We start from the raw sequence: 16,840 nt of genomic DNA, 5'->3' as shown, positions 1-16,840 counted from the left end.
AAGACGACGCGGCGGCTCAATCCTTGCGCGGCAGAATGTCGAACTCGACGACGCGCGGATCGGACCGCAGCCGATGAGCCACCTCGCGCAGCCGTAGCGCGCCGTTGCCGGAGAAGGGCCCCGCCAATTCGAACACAGCGCCGCCGTCGCGTAGGCGATGGTTCAGACGCTGGCCCTTCAGGTCGTAGTCGGTCAGCAGACGGCGCAGTTCCTCCTCGTCCAGCGGGGTCTCGCGGCGCGAGCGGACGATGATCTCGGTGTAGTTCGTCTGCGGCAGGCTGCGGTCCAGCCAGCGGGCCGCGCTGAGGGTGACGACCGCCAGAACCGTTCCGACCGTGGCCAGACCGTAAAGGCCAACGCCGAACAGCGTGCCGATCGCCGAGGTTACCCACAGGGAAGCGGCGGTCGTCAGCCCATGCACCGAAAAGCCCTGCTGGAAGATCACCCCGCCGCACAGGAAGCCGACACCGGTCAACACGCCGTGGGCCATGCGGACCGGGTCGATGCGCAGAATGTCCCCCGGGGTGTCGCTCATCCACCGCACCTGGTGGACGGCGGCCAGCATCAGCAGGGCCGACGCCAGGCTGACCAGCATGTGGGTGCGCAGCCCCGCCGGCCGGGCGCGGTACTCGCGCTCGAACCCAATCACGCCGCCGGCGACCAGCGCGCCGGCGATCGGAAGGAAGTCGGAAGGGGAAAGCCAGGCCATGCCCGCTGTAACGGGCGGCGGCGGTTCGTGATCCCTCCCTCCTTGCGGGAGAGGGTGGCCCGAAGGGTCGGGTGAGGGGTTGCTCGAACGGAAAACGCCGCGACGGCGGTCCAGCCGGTCGCGGCGTTCAGGATGTTCAATCCCTCATCCGTCAGCTTCGCTGACACCTTCTCCCGCAAAGGGAGAAGGGGGATCAGCCCAGCTTGGCCAAGTCTTCTTCGCTGATGTCTTCGTTCGAGTAGACGGCCTGGACGTCGTCGTCCTCGTCCAGCATGTCGAGCAGCTTCATCAGGGTGGCGACGCTGTCGCCGGTGACCGGCACCTGCATCTTGGGACGCCAGGCGATCTTGGTGTTGGCGGCCGCGCCGAACTTGGCTTCCAGGGCCGCGGCGACCTCGTTCAGGTCTTCGAAGGCGGTGTAGATCGTGTGGCCCTCGCCTTCCTCGTCCATGTCCGAGGTGACGTCGTCGGCGCCGGCCTCGATGGCGGCTTCCATCATGTCGTCTTCCGACGCGGTCTTGGCCGGATAGCTGATCTGGCCGACGCGATCGAAGTTGAAGGTCACCGAGCCGGTGGCCCCCATGTTGCCGCCCATCTTGGTGAAGTAGGAGCGGACATTGGCGGCGGCGCGGTTCTTGTTGTCGGTCATCACCTCGACGATGATCCCGACGCCGCCGGCGGCCACGCCCTCGTAGCGGATTTCGGTGTAGTCGGCCGCGTCGCCCATCTGCGACTTCTTGATCGCGCGGTCGATGACGTCCTTGGGCAGGCTTTCGGCCTTGGCGTTGTTCACGGCCAGGCGCAGGCGCGGGTTCATGGCCGGATCCGGCAGGCCCGACTTCGCCGCGACCGTGATTTCCCGCGACAGCTTGGAGAACAGCTTGGACCGCGCGGCGTCCGCGCGGCCCTTGCGGTGCATGATGTTCTTGAATTTCGAGTGGCCGGCCATTCGGAGGCTCTGTCTCTGGTCTGAAAATGGAGTGTGGGGGCTTCTAGCCCCTGAGATGGGGTTTTGTCACCCCGCACACCGAAGACCGGCCAGGGTGGCGTCAGGCGACTTCCAGATCCACCTGGACGTTGCCGCGCGTGGCCTTCGAATAGGGGCAGACCTCGTGGGCGGCGCGCAGCAGCGTCTCGGCGGTGTCGCGGTCCAGCTCGGGCGCGTTCAGCTTCAGGCGCACGCCGACGTGGAAGCTGGTCTCGTCCTTGATCAGGTCGACCTCGGCGTCCAGGCTGTGCTCGCCCAGCTTGACGCCCTGGTTGCGGGCGACCAGCCCGAGCGCGCCCAGGAAGCAGGCGCTGTAGCCGGCCGCGAACAGCTGCTCGGGATTGGTCCCGTTCCCGTCGCCGCCCATCGACTTCGGATAGGCCAGCTTCACGTCCAGATGGCCGTCATCGGACTTGGCCGTGCCGTTGCGGCCGCCGATGGCGTGGGCGTGGGCGGTGTAGATGGCGTCGGTCATGAGAGGCTCCTTTTGGGGGGAGCCGCATCTGAGACCGCTATCGTGGCAGCCGCAAGCTGAGCCTGGGCGCTAAAGCTCCGGGATGTGCGGGCTCAGCCGGCCGCCCACCCGGATCGGCTCGACGCGGGTGGCCAGGCCGGTGCGGTCGTCGGTCTCGACGAACACGCCGCAGACCGTGGCCGGGCCGCTGGCCGGCTGGTAGCGGCCGCCGCTGATCTTGGTGGTGAAGCGCCGCAGCGGCTCTTCCTTCTGGTTGCCGATCACGCTGTCATAGTCGGCGCAGGCGCCGGCGTCGGTCTGGTAGGCCGTGCCGCCGGGCAGGATCTGGCAGTCGGCGGTCGGCACGTGGGTGTGGGTGCCCACCACCAGCGAGGCGCGGCCGTCGCAATAGTGGCCCATGGCCATCTTCTCCGAGGTCGCCTCGCAGTGCATGTCAACGATCACCGCGTCGGCGACCTGGCCCAGCGGGGCCTTGTCGAGTTCGCGATCGGCGGCGGCGAACGGGTCGTCCATGGCGTCCATGTGGACCCGGCCCAAGAGGTTGACGACGAAGATCGTCTTGCCGCTGTCCGTCTGGAACAGGTGGCTGCCCCGGCCCGGCGCGTCCGACAGGATCGGATAGTTGGCCGGACGGATCAGGCGCGGCTCGCGCACGATATAGGTCAGGGCCTCGCGCTGGTCCCAGCTGTGATTGCCCAGGGTCAGGCAGTCGGCGCCGGCCTCGAACAGCTCGCGCGCGGTGTTCTCGGTGATCCCGAAGCCCGCGGCCGCGTTCTCGGCGTTGATGATCACGAACTCCAGGCCGAGCCGGCGGCGAAGGTCGGGCAGATGGTCGGCCAGGCCGTCCCGGCCCGACTTGCCGACGACATCGCCGAAAAAGGCGAAACGCATCGAGAGTCCCAAGAAACTGTATGGATCGAGCCCCTCGGGGGCTCAGGCTTTGACCGCGATATACTCTTTTTCGGTGAGAATGGCGTCCAACCTTTGATCGTGCGGTTCGTGCGGCAGATTCTCCGTCTGCTGACCGCTGTAGGCGACGCCCATCACGAGGACCGACTTGCGCGCCCGCAGCGCCGCCAGCGCCCGGTCGTAATAGCCGCCGCCCTGCCCCAGACGCACGCCGTCGCGCTGGAAGGCCAGCAGCGGCGTGACGACCAGATCGGGTTCGACGACGGGGTTCTTCGCGCTGGGGGCGCGCAGGCTGATCTTGTCGTGGACCAGATGCTCGCCGGGCTTCCACAGGCGGAACACCATGCGATGCGCGTCGGCGTCGATCACCGCCGGCAACGCCAACGTCCACCCGGCCTCGCGCAGATGATCGCCCAACAGAAGCGGTGAAAGCTCCGAGCCAAGGCCGTGATAGAGCGCCGCCACCTTGCCCGCAGGCTCGGGGAACAGGCGCGCCAAGGGCTCGCGGCCGACCTCGGCGACCATCCAGTCGGCTTGCGGATGCTCGCGGGCCAGCTGCTTGCGCTGGTTGCGCAGGAAGACGCGCAGGGCCGTCTTGGCCGCGACGGGGTCGGCGATGGTCATACCGTGAAAGCTGTCATCCCGGTCCAGCGGCCGCAAGGCCGCGCCGAACCGGGAGAAAAGGGTGGCGGCGCCGCGAAGAACCGTGGGCGACAATTTCAATCCACTCGGACCTGGCATGCCAGGTGGGCGCCGTATTTCCGCAGCCACGGCCACGGAAAGGCACAGCTCCCAAGAGAGTCGATTAAGGTCCCCGGGATGTGAAGTCCCCGACGCGAACCGCAGCAAGACCCGCCGGAGACATAGATAGGCGCTCGCCCCCGGAAACGCCAGCGGCGCCGTGACGCGGGCCCTCAGAGCCCCAGGGCGGTCTTCAGGAACGCATCGGCCTTGCCCAGCATCTGGGTCCGCGCCGCGTCGTCGGCCAGCTGGTGATCCAGCCCCTTGAACTCGATGAACTCCACCGAGCGCCCCGCCGCCTTCAACTTGCGCTCCATCAGCCGGGACTCGCCAATCCCGACATTGGCGTCGAGATCGCCGTGGAACAGCAGCACCGGAGCCTTGATGGCCGCGGCGTTCTGGGCCGGCGAGCCCTCGGTCACGTGAGGACCCTTGCCGATGAAGGCGCTGACCTGCGGGTAGTCGACGAAGTCCAGATGCTCGGACCGCAGGGTCTCAAGGTCGGTGACAGGCGCGATCGCGACCACAGCCTTGAAGAGGTCCGGATCCAGGACGGAGGACTGCAGGGCCGCATAGCCGCCATAGGACCAGCCGACGATGGCCAGCTTGCCGGGCTTGGCGACGCCTTGCGCCTGCAGCCAGCGACCGCCGTCATTGACGTCGCCGATCGCCGTGCGCCAGGACTGGAAGCCGTTCTTCTGGAACCAGTCGGCCCCATAGCCCGCCGAGCCGCGATAGTTGGGCTGCAGCACCGCGTAGCCCTGATGGGCGAAGAACTGCGCCAGCCAGTCGAAGCCCCACTCGTCGCGGGCGCTGGGACCGCCATGCGGCATGACAATCGCCGGCAGGTTCTTGCCGTCGCCGCCCGCCGGCAAGGTGAGGTACGCTGGAATCTGGGTCCCGTCCGCGGCCGGATAGGTGACCGCCTTCACGGTCGCCAGCTTGAACCCCTGCAACTGCGGACGCGCGGGGATCAGCTCCTCCATCCGGCGCGTCTTCTTGTCGAACAGGTAGTAGATACCCGGATCGCTGTCGCTGCCGGCGAACAGCAGCAGCTTGGACTCGTCGACCGAGGCGTCGACGAAGGTCACGAGCCGCCCCGGCAGGGCCTTGCCCAGCGCCGTCCCCAGCTTGCGCAGCTCCGGATCGAAGAATTCGGTCTCGCGCCGGTCGGTGACGAAGGACGCGCCGACCACGCGCCGCTGCCGGCCGATGCGCACGACCCCGGCGACATCCACGTCGGGCCGCGCCAGCACCAGCTCCCGCTTCAGGGTGTCGTCCAGCGCCACCTTGAACAGCGCCCGCCGCCCGTCCTGTCCGTCGAAGCCGTAGACGACGTTCAGCTGCGGATCGACCGCGTAGGGATCAAAGCCTCTATAGCCGTTGGAGCCGACCATCAGCTGGCCAAGCGGTCGCCAGTCTCTCTTGTCCGCGGCTCGGTAATAGTACTGGATGGTGTCGCTGGCGTAGCCCGTGGAGCGCTTGGGCCGAACGCCCATGATCCGGATGACGCCGCGACCATCGCCGATATATTCCACCGCGTTCGGATTGGGTCGCTCGACCGGCCGACGGGCCAGGGTGACGGTGTCGACGCGGTCCACGCCGAGGCCGTCCTCCTCATTGGCCAGGTGCGTGCCCGTGCTCCGTTCGGGAACATAGTCGCGGGTCATCAGGACGCCGCCGGGCGCATAGTCGGTCGCCCAGTCGATGATGGCGCCGCCGTTCTGCGACATTCGCAAGGAGCGCTCGTTGGTTTCGGCGCTGAGGACCTTCAGCGGACCGCCGTCGTTGTTAATGGCGATCAGCCGCGTGAAGCCCAGCCGCCCCTGCGCGCCCTTCAGCACCACATAGATCTGGCAGACGAGACGGGTCTCGGTGGACCAGCTGCACCGCGTCAGACGCTCGGGATCGCCGCTGGACGTCAGGATCGCGCGCGGCGCCTTTTCGCCGGTCAGGTCCAGGACCACCAGATGGTAACCCCGTCCCGCCGAGGGCGTGACCATCGCCGCCTGCTTGCCGTCCGGCGACAGGCTGATCTGGTGGACATATTCCCGCACGCCGAACGCCGCGGCGGCGGTCCCATCGGCCGCCAGGGCGCCCCCGCCCAAGCCAGAAAAGCAAAGCCCGGCCAGAGCAAACGTCGCGCTCAGTTTCATCGAACCCCTCATCCCCCAACTCAGAAGGACGATAGGCGAAGCTCCGCGCGGAACACAACCTTAACCATCAAGGAAGCGGATGACTTACTCCGCCGCGAGCTTCTCGATCTTCTCGGCGGCGGCGTCGAGGGCGCGGATGGCGGCGATCTCGGCCTTGGTGCCCTCTTGCTGCATGCGGGCGATCTCGCTCTGGGCGTGGGCCAGGCGCAGCTTCATGTCCGACAGTTCGTCGGCCAGCAGCAGGGCGCCCATCAGGAAGAGCCGCGTCTCGCCCAGCTGGCCGACATCGGCGCTGACCTGGCGGACCTGGCGGTCGAACAGGCGCGCCAGCTCGGTCAGGTGCGGCTCCTGGCCGTCCTCGCAGCCGACGATATAGGGCCGGCCGTTCACCTGGATCGTCACCTGGGCCATGCGTCAGGCCTCCTCGGAATCTTCGAACAGGTCGTCATCGTCATTGGGCGAATGCAGGTCGTTGGCGACGCCATCCTCGCCCAGGGCGGCGCGGATCTCGGCGATGGCGCGGCCCAGCGCGACCGAGGCCTGCTCGCCGGCTTCCTCCAGCGCCTTCTCGCGCTCGCGGGCGGCTTCCAGGTCGGCGACCAGCTGGGCCTTCTCGTCCTCTTCGAACAGACCGGGCGCGGCGGCGCTTCCGCCCGCGGCGGCGCCGGCGGCGGCCAGAGCGCGCTTGGTCTCGGCGGCCTTGGCCGCCAGGCGTTGCTCGAGTTGGCTCACCGCGCGCTCCAGACGGCGCACGGCGAGGTCGAGGGCCGTACCGTCGGCCGGGATCATCGGCGGATTTCCATCATGCGACGCAACATACAGATCGAGGCCCTCTAAGCCAGTCACGCGGGGCGACAATTGGGCGACGCAAAAGCCCATAGCAGCATTCGCCGCCTTTTGTCCGCGCTCCATGCAGGCCAAAGCGGGTTTCGTTGGGGACGGGCCAAGCTCTGGGCAAGGCCCGATTTTGGCGCCGCGGGCTCCAAATCACGGCCTCCCGGGCTTGACTTCGCGCCCCCAGCCCGCAAAACGCGCAGCGAAAAATAGGGAACGCCGAACGATCCCGCTCGGCGGCCAAACAGGAGAAAGACCCATGGCTGTTCGCGTCGCCATCAACGGCTTCGGCCGCATCGGACGTCTGGTCCTGCGCTCCATCGCCGAGCATGGCCGTCGCGACATCGAGGTCGTCGCCATCAACGACCTGGGTCCGGTCGAGACCAACGCCCACCTGCTGCGCTACGACAGCGTCCACGGCCGCTTCCCGGGCGTCGTCACCTCGGGCGAGGACTGGATCGACGTCGGCATGGGCAAGATCAAGGTCACGGCCATCCGTAACCCCGAAGAGCTGCCGCACAAGGACCTGGGCGTCGACATCGCCTTCGAGTGCACCGGCATCTTCACCGCCAAGGACAAGGCCAGCGCCCACCTGAAGGCCGGCGCCAAGCGCGTCCTGGTCTCGGCCCCCGCCGACGGCGCCGACAAGACCATCGTCTACAAGGTCAACCACGAGACCCTGACCGCCGACGACATCGTCGTCTCGAACGGCTCGTGCACCACCAACGCCCTGGCCCCGGTCGCCAAGGTCCTGCACGACCTGTTCGGCATCGAGCGCGGCTATATGACCACGATCCACAGCTACACGGGCGACCAGCCGACGCTGGACACCATGCACAAGGACCTCTACCGCGCCCGCGCCGCGGCCCTGAGCATGATCCCGACCTCGACCGGCGCCGCCAAGGCCCTGGGCCTGGTGCTGCCGGAACTGAAGGGCAAGCTGGACGGCTCGTCGATCCGCGTCCCGACCCCGAACGTCTCGGTCATCGACCTGAAGGTCGTCGCCGCCCGCGAGACCTCGATCGACGAGATCAACAAGGCCCTGCAAGCCGCCGCCGACGGCCCGATGAAGGGCGTTCTGGCCACGACGACCGACCCGCTGGTCTCGACCGACCTGAACCACATCGCCGCCAGCTCGACCGCCGCCCTGCCCCAGACGCAAGTCATCGAGGGCAAGCTGGCCCGCGTGCTGTCGTGGTACGATAACGAGTGGGGCTTCGCGACGCGCATGAGCGACACCGCTCTTGAGATGGCGAAGTTCCTCTAAGGAATCCAAGACCCAGCCCCCGCCTCGCAAGGAGCGGGGGTTTTCCTTGCTCGACATTCAGGACGACCGATGACCTTCCGCACCCTCGACACCGCCGACCTCGCCGGCAAGCGCGCCCTGGTCCGGGTGGACTTCAACGTCCCGGTCGACGGCGGAAAGGTCGCCGACGACACCCGCCTGCGCGCGGCCCTGCCGACCATCGCCTACCTGTCCAAGCAAGGCGCCAAGGTGGTGCTGCTGGCCCACTTCGATCGTCCCAAGGGCAAGGTCGTGCCGGAGATGAGCCTGGCCTTCGTCGCCGAGCCTCTGTCGAAGCTCCTGGAGCAGCCGGTCGCCTTCGCCAGCGACTGCGTCGGCCCGGCGGCCGCCACGGTCGTCAACGCCCTCGAAAACGGCGGCGTGGCCCTGCTGGAAAACGTCCGCTTCCACGCCGGCGAAGAGAAGAACGATCCGGCGTTCGCCAAGGCCCTGGCCGTGAACGGCGACGTCTATGTCAACGACGCCTTCAGCGCCGCCCACCGCGCCCACGCCTCGACCGAAGGCCTAGCCAAGCTGCTGCCGGCCTATCCGGGCCTGGCCATGCAACGCGAGCTGGAAGCCCTGGACGCCGCCCTCGGCAAGCCCAAGAAGCCGGTGATCGGCATCGTCGGCGGCTCGAAGGTCTCGACCAAGCTTGATCTGCTGCGCAACCTGGTGACCAAGCTGGACTACCTGGCCATCGGCGGCGGCATGGCCAACACCTTCCTCTACGCGGCCAAGATCGACGTCGGCGCCTCGCTGTGCGAGACCGACATGGCCGAGACCGCCCGCCAGATCATCGACCTGGCCGGAAGCGCCGGTTGCAAGATCCTGCTGCCGACCGACGTCGTGGTCGCCCAGGAGGTCAAGCCCGGCGTCGCCTCCAGCGTCCGCAACGTCTACGACGTGCGCCACGACGATCGTATCCTCGACGCGGGTCCCGAGACCGTCGCCACGCTGAACGCCACGATCGACCAGTGCGAAACCCTGATCTGGAACGGCCCGCTGGGCGTGTTCGAGGTGCCGCCGTTCGACAAGGCGACCGTTTCGGCGGCGAAACATGTCTCGGAACGGGTCAAATCGGGTAAACTCGTGGCCGTGGCCGGCGGCGGTGATACGGTGGCGGCCCTGAACCACGCCGGTGTCGCGGCCGACATGACGTTCGTCTCGACCGCTGGCGGCGCGTTCCTGGAATGGATGGAGGGCAAGACCCTCCCGGGCGTCGCCGCGCTCGAGGCCTAAAAGAGTAACTCGCTGGCGCGGATCGTGCAGATCCGCGTTCAGCCTGTATCAGACTGAACGACAAAGCGCGTTAGGCGAAAGTGTGTGCGGTTTTTCACCGCCCTGACGCGCTCGAGACCTAGAAGAGACCCGGGCAGAGAACGCACAAGCGTCACGGCCCCAACAACAAGAAACGAACCCACCCACTTCACGCTTGCAGGAGAGATTACGTTGGCTCGCATCACGTTGCGACAGTTGCTGGACCATGCCGCCGAGCATGAGTACGCGCTTCCGGCCTTCAACATCAACAACATGGAACAGGGCCTGGCGATCATGGAGGCGGCCGACGCCGTCAACTCGCCGGTCATCATCCAGGCCTCGCGCGGCGCACGCAGCTACGCCAGCGACATCGTGCTGGCCCGCCTGATCGACGGGCTCGTCGAACTCTATCCGCACATTCCGGTCTGCATGCACCAGGACCACGGCAACGGCCCGGCGACCTGCGCCACGGCGATCCAGTATGGCTTCACCTCGGTGATGATGGACGGCTCGCTGATGGAGGACGCCAAGACCCCCGCCAGCTACGAGTACAACGTCGACGTCACCCGTCGCGTCGTCCAGATGGCTCACGCCTGCGGCGTCTCGGTCGAGGGCGAGCTGGGCGTGCTCGGCTCGCTGGAAACCGGCATGGGCGAGGCCGAGGACGGCCACGGCTTCGAGGGCAAGCTGTCGCACGACGAGCTGCTGACCGATCCCGACCAGGCGGTCGAGTTCGTCCACGCCACCGGCGTCGACGCCCTCGCCATCGCCATGGGCACCAGCCACGGCGCCTACAAGTTCACGCGCAAGCCGGACGGCGACGTCCTGGCCATGAACGTGATCGAGGAGATCCACCAGCGCCTGCCCAACACCCACCTCGTCATGCACGGCTCCAGCTCGGTGCCGCAGGAGCTGCAGGACATCATCAACCAGTACGGCGGCGAGATGCCCCAGACCTGGGGCGTGCCGGTCGAAGAGATCCAGCGCGGCATCAAGCACGGCGTGCGCAAGATCAACGTCGACACCGACAACCGCCTGGCCATCACCGGCGCGATCCGCAAGGTGCTGATGGAAAAGCCGTCGGAGTTCGATCCGCGCGCCTATCTGAAGCCGGCCAAGGAAGCCATGCGCAAGGTCTGCGAAGCCCGCTTCACCGAGTTCGGCTCGGCCGGCTGGGCCGACAAGATCAAGCCGATGTCGACCGCCGCCATGGCCAAGCGCTACGCCTCGGGCGAGCTGCACGCCAAGTTCGGCGACCGCCAGACCAAGGCCGCCGCCGAGTAGGCGTCGAGATCGTTGAGACAGAGGCCCTCCGGAGCGATCCGGGGGGCTTTTTCTGTGTTCTACCAGCGCAGAGCCCAGCGCCCGGCGATCGCGCCGATCAGGGCCAGCAGCAGAACGCCCAGGCTGTACCACAGCGCCACGAAGGTGAAGGTGTTCTCCGGGCAGTGCAGGCCATAGACGGTGGCCGCCACGCCGCCGGCGAACAGGCCCGTGGCGAAGCCGGCGGCGACGGGCCGCGTGGGGGCCATGCCGCGCACGGCCACGAGGCCCAGCGCCAGCATCGGCAGGCCCAGGATCAGGATGTTGACGCTGCACGAGTGCCACGAGTGGCCACGCAGCATGTGCAGGGCCGCCTGGATGTCGGGGCTGCGCATCGCCTGGACGACGCCGGCCGCGACGAACACCACCAGGGCCGCGCCGCCCAGCAGCCAGCCGCGCCGACCGCCTCCCGCCGGCCGCGACAGGCGCTCGATCGCCAGATAGCCGGCCAGGCCCAAGGCGGCGGTGTAGAGCGCCTTCATCCAGAACATGCCGCCCAGCATCGCCGACATCAGGTCGTGGCGCGGGCGCAGCCAGACCAGCACCAGGACCAGCGCCACCAGGGCGCCGGCGCCCGCGACCGCGGCGAGGCGGCGCGGCGGCGGACGGATCGGCGCGCCGTCGGCGGCCAGGGCCTCGATCAGGTCCTCAGTCCGCATGGCGCATCCTCTCGGCCAGCACCTTCAGCGCCCGGTGCAGGGCGACCTTGGCCGCGCCCTCGGAGATGCCGGCCCGCGCCCCGGCCTCGGCTAGGCTGAGGCCCGTCAGCTTGACGTCGGACACCAGGATCCGCTGCTTCTCGGGCAGGCTGGCCAGGGCGCGATCCAGCTCGATCCCGACGGAGGGTTCGGGATCGTCGGCGGCCAGGAACTCGATGTGGTCCTCGATCGGCAGGGTCTGGCGGATCTTCCGCCGGCGCCAGTGGTCGATCAGCTTGTAGCGCGCCACCGCGTGCGCCCAGGCGGTGAACGACTGGGACGGGTCCCAGGTCGACCGCTTCAGATGCACCGCCAGCAGCGTCTCCTGCACAAGATCCTCCACATCGCCGGGCGCGCCGGCCATCCGACGCGCGAAATAGGCGCGAAGCCGGGCCCCAAGCAGGGCCAGGCAGGCGCGATAGGCCGAGGCGTCGCCCTCCAGCCCGCGCAGCATCAGCGCCTTCAAACGGGTCTCGGTCTCCGTCACGCCCACCCCTATTCGCGCGCGAGTCCCCAATGGTTACACAGCCGCGCTCGCGGCCGGAACCTGCGCCGCAAGATCGGTCGAAATTTTGTTCGAAGACCGGTGTAACCTCGGACGGTTCCGCTTCGTACTTCCCCACGACCGAGCGGTGATAGGGCCGCCTCGGCGCGAAACGCTTAGGAGAAAACCCCATGAACCGCACCGCTTCCGCCGCCCTCGCCGCCGTCATCGCGCTCAGCGCCGGCGTCTCGATGGCCGCCGCCGACGAGCACAAGGCCAAGGGCGACAGCGAAAAGTGCTACGGCGTGGCCAAGGCCGGCCAGAACGACTGCAAGGCGGGCGCGGGCACCTCGTGCGCCGGCACCTCGAAGGTCGACTACCAGGGCGACGCCTGGAAGATGGTTCCCAAGGGCACGTGCGTCACGACCAAGACCCCCAAGGGCATGGGCTCGCTGACGCCGAAGGCGTAGCGCCAACTCTCAAAATCATTGTCATCCCGGCCGTAGCGTAGCGGAGAGCCGGGACCCAGGGGCGACCGCACCGCCGCCCGCCCCTGGGTCCCCGGTCGGCTTCGCCGCCCGGGATGACACGCTGGAAATATGCTGGAAATGCTCCCCACCGCCGGCCTTGGCCTGAAACCCGAGCACTATGCCGACGCCCTCGCGGCGACGGCCGAGGGCCTGTGGTTAGAGGTCCATCCCGAGAACTACATGTCGGCCGGCGGTCCGAGACTGTCGGCGCTGGAGGCGATCCGCGCTCGTCGCCCCCTGTCCCTGCATGGCGTGGGCCTGTCGCTGGCCGCGGACGCCGACCCGGACCGCGAGCACCTGGCCGCCCTCAAGCGCCTGGTCGACCGGTTCGAGCCGTTCGTCGTTTCCGAGCACCTGGCCTGGTCGACCCATCGCGGGGCGCACCAGCCCGACCTGCTACCCTTCCCCCGCACCCAGGCGGCGCTGGCCCGCATCGCCGACAATATCGACCAGATGCAGGAAGCCCTCGCCCGCCGCGTCCTGATCGAGAACCCGTCGCTGTACCTGCCGCTGAAGGGCCACGACCTCGACGAGGTCGACTTCCTGAAGGCCCTGGTCGCCCGCACCGGCTGCGGCCTGCTGGTCGACGTCAACAACGTCTTCGTCAGCGCCAGCAACCTCGGCTACGGCGCAGAGGCCTATCTGGACGCCCTCCCCGCCGAGGCGATCGGCGAGGTTCACTTGGCCGGCCACGGCGTCGATGAAGGCGGCTCCGGCCTGCTGATCGACACCCACGGCGCGCCGGTGGCCGAGCCCGTCTGGACCCTCTACCGCCGCCTGATCCGACGCGTCGGCCCGCGCCCGACGCTCATCGAGCGCGACGACGACATTCCCGCCTTCGCCGTCCTGATGGCCGAGCGCGACCGCGCCGCCGCCGAGCTCGCCGCCCTGGAGCCGGCTCATGCCTGAGCTGCTCGACTTCCAGGACGCCTTCGTCGCCGCGATCGGTGGCCACCGCGCGGCCCTGTCGCCGTGGCTGGACGAGGGTGAGCACCCCGGCCTTGCGGTCTATCGCAACACCATCGCCAAGGGCTGCGTCGACGCCCTGGCCGACAACTTCCCCACCGTCCAGACGATGGTCGGCGAGGACTGGTTCCGCGCCGCGGCCGCCCTCTTCGCCCGCGAGGCCCCGCCCGCCAGCGCCGCCCTGCTGGACTACGGCGCGGACTTTCCGGCCTGGCTGCAGCGCTTCCCGCCCGCCGCCGAACTGCCTTACCTGGCCGGGATCGCCCATCTCGACCGCCTGTGGACCGAGGCCCTGTTCGCCGCCGAGGCGCCCGTGCTGGAGGCCGACGCGCTCTCGCGCCTCGCGCCCAACGCCCTCGCCCAGACGCGCCTGACGCTTCACCCCAGCGTCCGCTTCGCCGCCTTCGACGCCGGCCTGCCCAGCCTGTGGCGGGCGGCGCGCGACGGCGCCGAGGACCTCGAACTGTCCGAGACGCCGGAGACCTTGCTTGTGGTCCGCCAAGGCCAGGCCTTGGCCAGCCGGGTGGTGGGCGCCGCCGAGACGGCGTTCCTGCGCGCCTGCCGGGATAGCCTCACCGCCGGCGAGGCCGCTCAAGCCTCAGCGACCGCCGATCCCGACGCCCCGTTTGCTTCCCTGTTCGCCGCCTTGATCGCTGACGGCGTGTTCGTCGGCTCACCCTAGAGGACCATCCCGATGACCGACATTTCGACGGCGCTTCGCGCGCCGATGACCCTGCTCGCCCGTATGGCTGAAAAACTGCTGCCCGAGGACCTGGTTCTGCTGGTCGCGCGCCTGGGGATCGCCGGCGTCTTCTTCCTGTCCGGCCGCACCAAGGTCGACGGGATCCTGCATATCACCGACGGGACCTACGCCCTGTTCGAGAGCGAGTATCATGTGCCGCTGCTGCCGCCGGACATCGCCGCCCACGCGGCGACCTATTCGGAGCACCTATTCTCGATCCTGCTGGTGCTGGGTCTGTTCACGCGCGTCTCGGCCCTGGCGTTCCTGGGCATGACCGCGGTGATCGAGATCTTCGTCTATCCCGACGCCTGGCCGACCCACCTGTCGTGGGCTGGCCTGCTGCTGCTGCTCATCGCGCGGGGCGGTGGCCGGTTCGGCCTGGATCGGGCGCTGAAGATCCCGTGAGCCGCGTGGGCTAGTGGATCGTCGGGGCGCGCGGCACGGGTTTGCGCCACAGCTGCGAGCTCAGGGCGTTGGCGAGGCCGACCCAGCCGAGGTCGGGGGCCGTGCCGCCGCCGACCTTGCGCGCCTCGATCGCATAGGCCGCCGACGCCGCCAGCGAGGCCGTCGCCGCGCTGAGCTGACCGCCCAGGCGCTTGGCGCCCAGGCCCAGCCACAGGGCGTTGAAGCCCTGCACCAGGCTCCAGATCGTCAGGGCGCGCGTGCGGGCCGGGCTGGACGGGGCGTTCCAGGTGCGCAGGCCAGACAAGGTCATGGCGATGAACAGCGGCGGCAGCAGCAGGCTGGTCAGCGGCTTGGGCTGATGGGCCACCGGCTCGTGCATCTCGGCGAACTCGACGGCGTACATCTCGTCATCGAGCACCTTCTCGTGCCGTCGCCCCATGACCAGGGCCGCGATGATGGCGCCGCTGGCCAGCGCCGCGCCGACGGCGATCTGCCCGACCGGATGGAAGTCCTTCCGCTGCTCCAGCTCGAACGCTTCGCGGCCGGCCAGAGCGCGCTCGCGCGACTTTCCGTGGGCGATGTGCATGGCGGAACTCCCTATTGAACTCGCAAGGTCAAACAGCCCAGTTGAAGCCTTGGTTCCAGGGCGGCCGGGCTCACCTCATCATGGCGCGATCCTGGCGATGCGCCACCCGAAAATGGCGTATGGTCGGCGTCGGGCGGCCGCTTCGAAGGACCCGGCCGGATCCTGCGTCAATTCGCCGCAGCCACACCCCCGCCGCCGGCAAAAACCTTGCGTCAAAAGCGATTGCGGACGCGCAAAGCACCCATTTTGGGTAGGCGACCTGCGTGATTAAGACGCAGTTCACGCCTGCTATGGCGTTTCTAACCCCGTGCATGGGGGAGTGGGCGTTATGCGTCTGAAGTTGTCCGGGGCCATGAGTCTGTTCGGCGCGGCCTTGGCCGTGGGCCTTGTGCTGCTGACCGCCGGGTCGTGGAACGCGATCGCCAACCAGCGCATCGGCGGGCCGCTTTATCGTCAGATCGTCGCAGGCAAGGACCTGACGGCGGATATCCTGCCGCCCCCGATGTATGTCATCGAGGCCTATCTCGACGCCCAGACCGCCTATTTCACCCGCACGCCGGACTCCGCGCGCTGGGCCGCCGGCGAGCTCAAGCGCCTGCGCGGCGAATACCAGGCCCGCGTCGACTATTGGCGGACGACGGACGTCGATCCCAAGGTCAAGCAGATCCTGCTGGTCGACTCCGACACCCACGCCAAGCAGATGCTGGCGGCGGCCGACCGCCTGGTCGCCGCCGTAGAGGCCGGCGACCAGGCGACCGCCGACTCCGCCTATGCCGAGCTGAAGACCGCCTACACGGCCCATCGCGCCATGGTCGACAAGGCCACGCCGGTGATCGCCGCCGACAACGCCGCCGTCGAGGCCACCGCGCATCGCAAGCAGGTCTGGGACCTGGGCCTGATGGCCGGCCTGACCCTGCTGCTGGGCGGATTGATCCTGGGCGGCGTCCTGACCATGCGCCGCGCGGTCGTGCGTCCGATCGAGGCGATCACCGCCTACATGGCCAAGCTGGCCAAGGGCGACTACGACAGCGAAGTCCCCTTCGCCAACCGCTCGGACGAGCTGGGCGAGATGGCCAAGTCGATCGCCGTCTTCCGTGAGGCCGCGCTGGAGCGCCGGGCGCTCCGTGAGCGCGAGGACCAGACCCGTCTGGACGCCGAACATCAACGCGCCGCGGCCGAAGCCGAGCGCCGCGCCGCCGAGGAAGCCCGCCGCGAAGCCATGGACGGCCTCGCTCGAGGCCTGGCCGGCCTGGCCGGCGGCCACGTCGGCGTGCGCCTGAACAACGCCTTCCACGCCGATTACGAGCGCCTGCGCCAAGACTTCAACGCCACGGCCGAGACCCTGAACGCCACGCTCGGCGACATCGGAACCTCGTCGCGCGGCGTGCATGTGGGCGCGGCCGAGATCGCCCAGGCCGCCGACGACCTGTCGCGCCGCACCGAGCAGCAGGCCGCCAGCCTGGAAGAGACCGCCGCCGCCCTCAACGAGATCACCGGCGCCGTACGCCAAGCCGCCGACAGCGCCGGCCGCGCCAACGGCATGGTCGACGCGGCCCGCGAGGAAGCCCGCGCCACCGAGGGCTCGGTGCGCGACGCCGTCGCCGCGGTGCGTGAGATCGAGACCGCTTCGTCCCAGATCAGCCAAATCATCGGCGTCATCGACGAGATCGCCTTCCAGACCAACCTTCTGGCCTTGAACGCCGGGGTCGAGGCCGCCCGCGCCGGCGAGAGCGGCAAGGGTTTCGCGGT

General features: G+C 68.7%; 19 protein-coding genes and 1 other RNA gene. 8 read left to right on the top strand and 12 right to left on the bottom strand.

Annotated features, from left to right (window positions below):
• Positions 1–16: 16 nt before the first annotated feature.
• The 9 genes from AX690_RS16755 to AX690_RS16715 form a co-directional block, all read right to left on the bottom strand.
• Positions 17–709 (bottom strand): MgtC/SapB family protein, encoded by a 693-nt coding sequence (locus AX690_RS16755; RefSeq protein ID WP_066686691.1) that lies wholly within the window; start codon positions 707–709, stop codon positions 17–19.
• A gap of 193 nt (positions 710–902) precedes the next feature.
• The gene (locus tag AX690_RS16750) at positions 903–1,658 is read right to left on the bottom strand and encodes a YebC/PmpR family DNA-binding transcriptional regulator (protein WP_066686689.1); all 756 of its coding nucleotides are present in this window, start codon (positions 1,656–1,658) and stop codon (positions 903–905) included.
• Positions 1,659–1,758: 100 nt separating this feature from the next.
• On the bottom strand, positions 1,759–2,172 hold the full coding sequence (locus AX690_RS16745; RefSeq protein WP_066686685.1) for an organic hydroperoxide resistance protein: 414 nt from the start codon (positions 2,170–2,172) through the stop codon (positions 1,759–1,761).
• 69 nt (positions 2,173–2,241) lie between these two features.
• Entirely contained in the window at positions 2,242–3,075 is an 834-nt protein-coding gene (locus AX690_RS16740) for a TIGR00282 family metallophosphoesterase (protein WP_066686681.1), read from the bottom strand.
• A gap of 30 nt (positions 3,076–3,105) precedes the next feature.
• Complete coding sequence (locus tag AX690_RS16735) at positions 3,106–3,741, bottom strand: 5-formyltetrahydrofolate cyclo-ligase (RefSeq protein ID WP_066686775.1); 636 nt, start codon at positions 3,739–3,741, stop codon at positions 3,106–3,108.
• A 27-nt stretch (positions 3,742–3,768) separates the two neighbouring features.
• A non-coding RNA gene (gene ssrS, locus AX690_RS16730) (6S RNA) lies at positions 3,769–3,933 on the bottom strand.
• Between the two features lie 62 nt (positions 3,934–3,995).
• A complete protein-coding gene (locus AX690_RS16725; protein ID WP_082769711.1) occupies positions 3,996–5,978 on the bottom strand; it encodes a S9 family peptidase in 1,983 nt (660 codons plus the stop codon).
• 84 nt (positions 5,979–6,062) lie between these two features.
• Positions 6,063–6,389 (bottom strand): cell division protein ZapA, encoded by a 327-nt coding sequence (locus tag AX690_RS16720; RefSeq protein WP_066686679.1) that lies wholly within the window; start codon positions 6,387–6,389, stop codon positions 6,063–6,065.
• 3 nt (positions 6,390–6,392) lie between these two features.
• On the bottom strand, positions 6,393–6,767 hold the full coding sequence (locus tag AX690_RS16715) for a hypothetical protein (RefSeq protein ID WP_066686676.1): 375 nt from the start codon (positions 6,765–6,767) through the stop codon (positions 6,393–6,395).
• Positions 6,768–7,071: 304 nt separating this feature from the next.
• Here AX690_RS16715 and gap point away from each other — a divergent pair, with 304 nt between their 5' ends.
• From gap to fba, 3 genes are all read left to right on the top strand, one after another.
• Complete coding sequence (gene gap, locus AX690_RS16710) at positions 7,072–8,079, top strand: type I glyceraldehyde-3-phosphate dehydrogenase (protein WP_066686673.1); 1,008 nt, start codon at positions 7,072–7,074, stop codon at positions 8,077–8,079.
• A 69-nt stretch (positions 8,080–8,148) separates the two neighbouring features.
• A complete protein-coding gene (gene pgk / locus AX690_RS16705) occupies positions 8,149–9,339 on the top strand; it encodes a phosphoglycerate kinase (RefSeq protein ID WP_066686671.1) in 1,191 nt (396 codons plus the stop codon).
• A 210-nt stretch (positions 9,340–9,549) separates the two neighbouring features.
• Positions 9,550–10,641: a class II fructose-bisphosphate aldolase gene (fba, locus tag AX690_RS16700; RefSeq protein ID WP_066686670.1), complete on the top strand. Its 1,092-nt coding sequence runs from the start codon at positions 9,550–9,552 to the stop codon at positions 10,639–10,641.
• Between the two features lie 59 nt (positions 10,642–10,700).
• Here the strand turns inward: fba and nrsF are convergent, their stop codons facing one another.
• Together nrsF and AX690_RS16690 are read right to left on the bottom strand one after the other, a co-directional pair.
• Complete coding sequence (gene nrsF / locus AX690_RS16695) at positions 10,701–11,339, bottom strand: anti-sigma-F factor NrsF (protein WP_066686668.1); 639 nt, start codon at positions 11,337–11,339, stop codon at positions 10,701–10,703.
• The gene (locus tag AX690_RS16690) at positions 11,329–11,865 is read right to left on the bottom strand and encodes a sigma-70 family RNA polymerase sigma factor (RefSeq protein WP_066686769.1); all 537 of its coding nucleotides are present in this window, start codon (positions 11,863–11,865) and stop codon (positions 11,329–11,331) included. Before AX690_RS16690 ends, nrsF begins: the two co-directional genes overlap by 11 nt.
• Positions 11,866–12,053: 188 nt before the next feature.
• On the opposite strand from AX690_RS16690, the gene AX690_RS16685 reads away from it, so the two are divergent.
• The 4 genes from AX690_RS16685 (at position 12,054) to AX690_RS16670 (ending at position 14,505) form a co-directional block, all read left to right on the top strand.
• Positions 12,054–12,332 carry a DUF2282 domain-containing protein gene (locus AX690_RS16685; protein WP_066686667.1) on the top strand — a complete coding sequence of 93 codons (279 nt, stop codon included), beginning with the start codon at positions 12,054–12,056 and terminating at the stop codon, positions 12,330–12,332.
• 138 nt (positions 12,333–12,470) lie between these two features.
• Complete coding sequence (locus AX690_RS16680) at positions 12,471–13,301, top strand: DUF692 domain-containing protein (RefSeq protein WP_066686767.1); 831 nt, start codon at positions 12,471–12,473, stop codon at positions 13,299–13,301.
• Complete coding sequence (locus tag AX690_RS16675) at positions 13,294–14,040, top strand: DNA-binding domain-containing protein (RefSeq protein ID WP_066686665.1); 747 nt, start codon at positions 13,294–13,296, stop codon at positions 14,038–14,040. The genes AX690_RS16680 and AX690_RS16675 overlap by 8 nt, the downstream gene beginning before the upstream one ends.
• 12 nt (positions 14,041–14,052) lie before the next feature.
• Positions 14,053–14,505: a DoxX family protein gene (locus AX690_RS16670; RefSeq protein ID WP_066686663.1), complete on the top strand. Its 453-nt coding sequence runs from the start codon at positions 14,053–14,055 to the stop codon at positions 14,503–14,505.
• A 10-nt stretch (positions 14,506–14,515) separates the two neighbouring features.
• Here AX690_RS16670 and AX690_RS16665 read toward each other — a convergent pair whose 3' ends face one another.
• A complete protein-coding gene (locus AX690_RS16665) occupies positions 14,516–15,091 on the bottom strand; it encodes a tryptophan-rich sensory protein (RefSeq protein WP_066686660.1) in 576 nt (191 codons plus the stop codon).
• Between the two features lie 328 nt (positions 15,092–15,419).
• On the opposite strand from AX690_RS16665, the gene AX690_RS16660 reads away from it, so the two are divergent.
• Positions 15,420–16,840, top strand: a 1,421-nt coding sequence (locus AX690_RS16660; protein WP_066730494.1) for a methyl-accepting chemotaxis protein, incomplete at its 3' end; no start/stop codon positions are given.

The sequence above is a fragment of the Caulobacter sp. CCH9-E1 genome, from assembly GCF_001556515.1.
In the GTDB taxonomy this organism is placed as follows: domain Bacteria; phylum Pseudomonadota; class Alphaproteobacteria; order Caulobacterales; family Caulobacteraceae; genus Caulobacter.
Note: the sequence above shows the minus strand (reverse complement) of the source record. Positions and strands in the feature narration are given on the sequence as shown.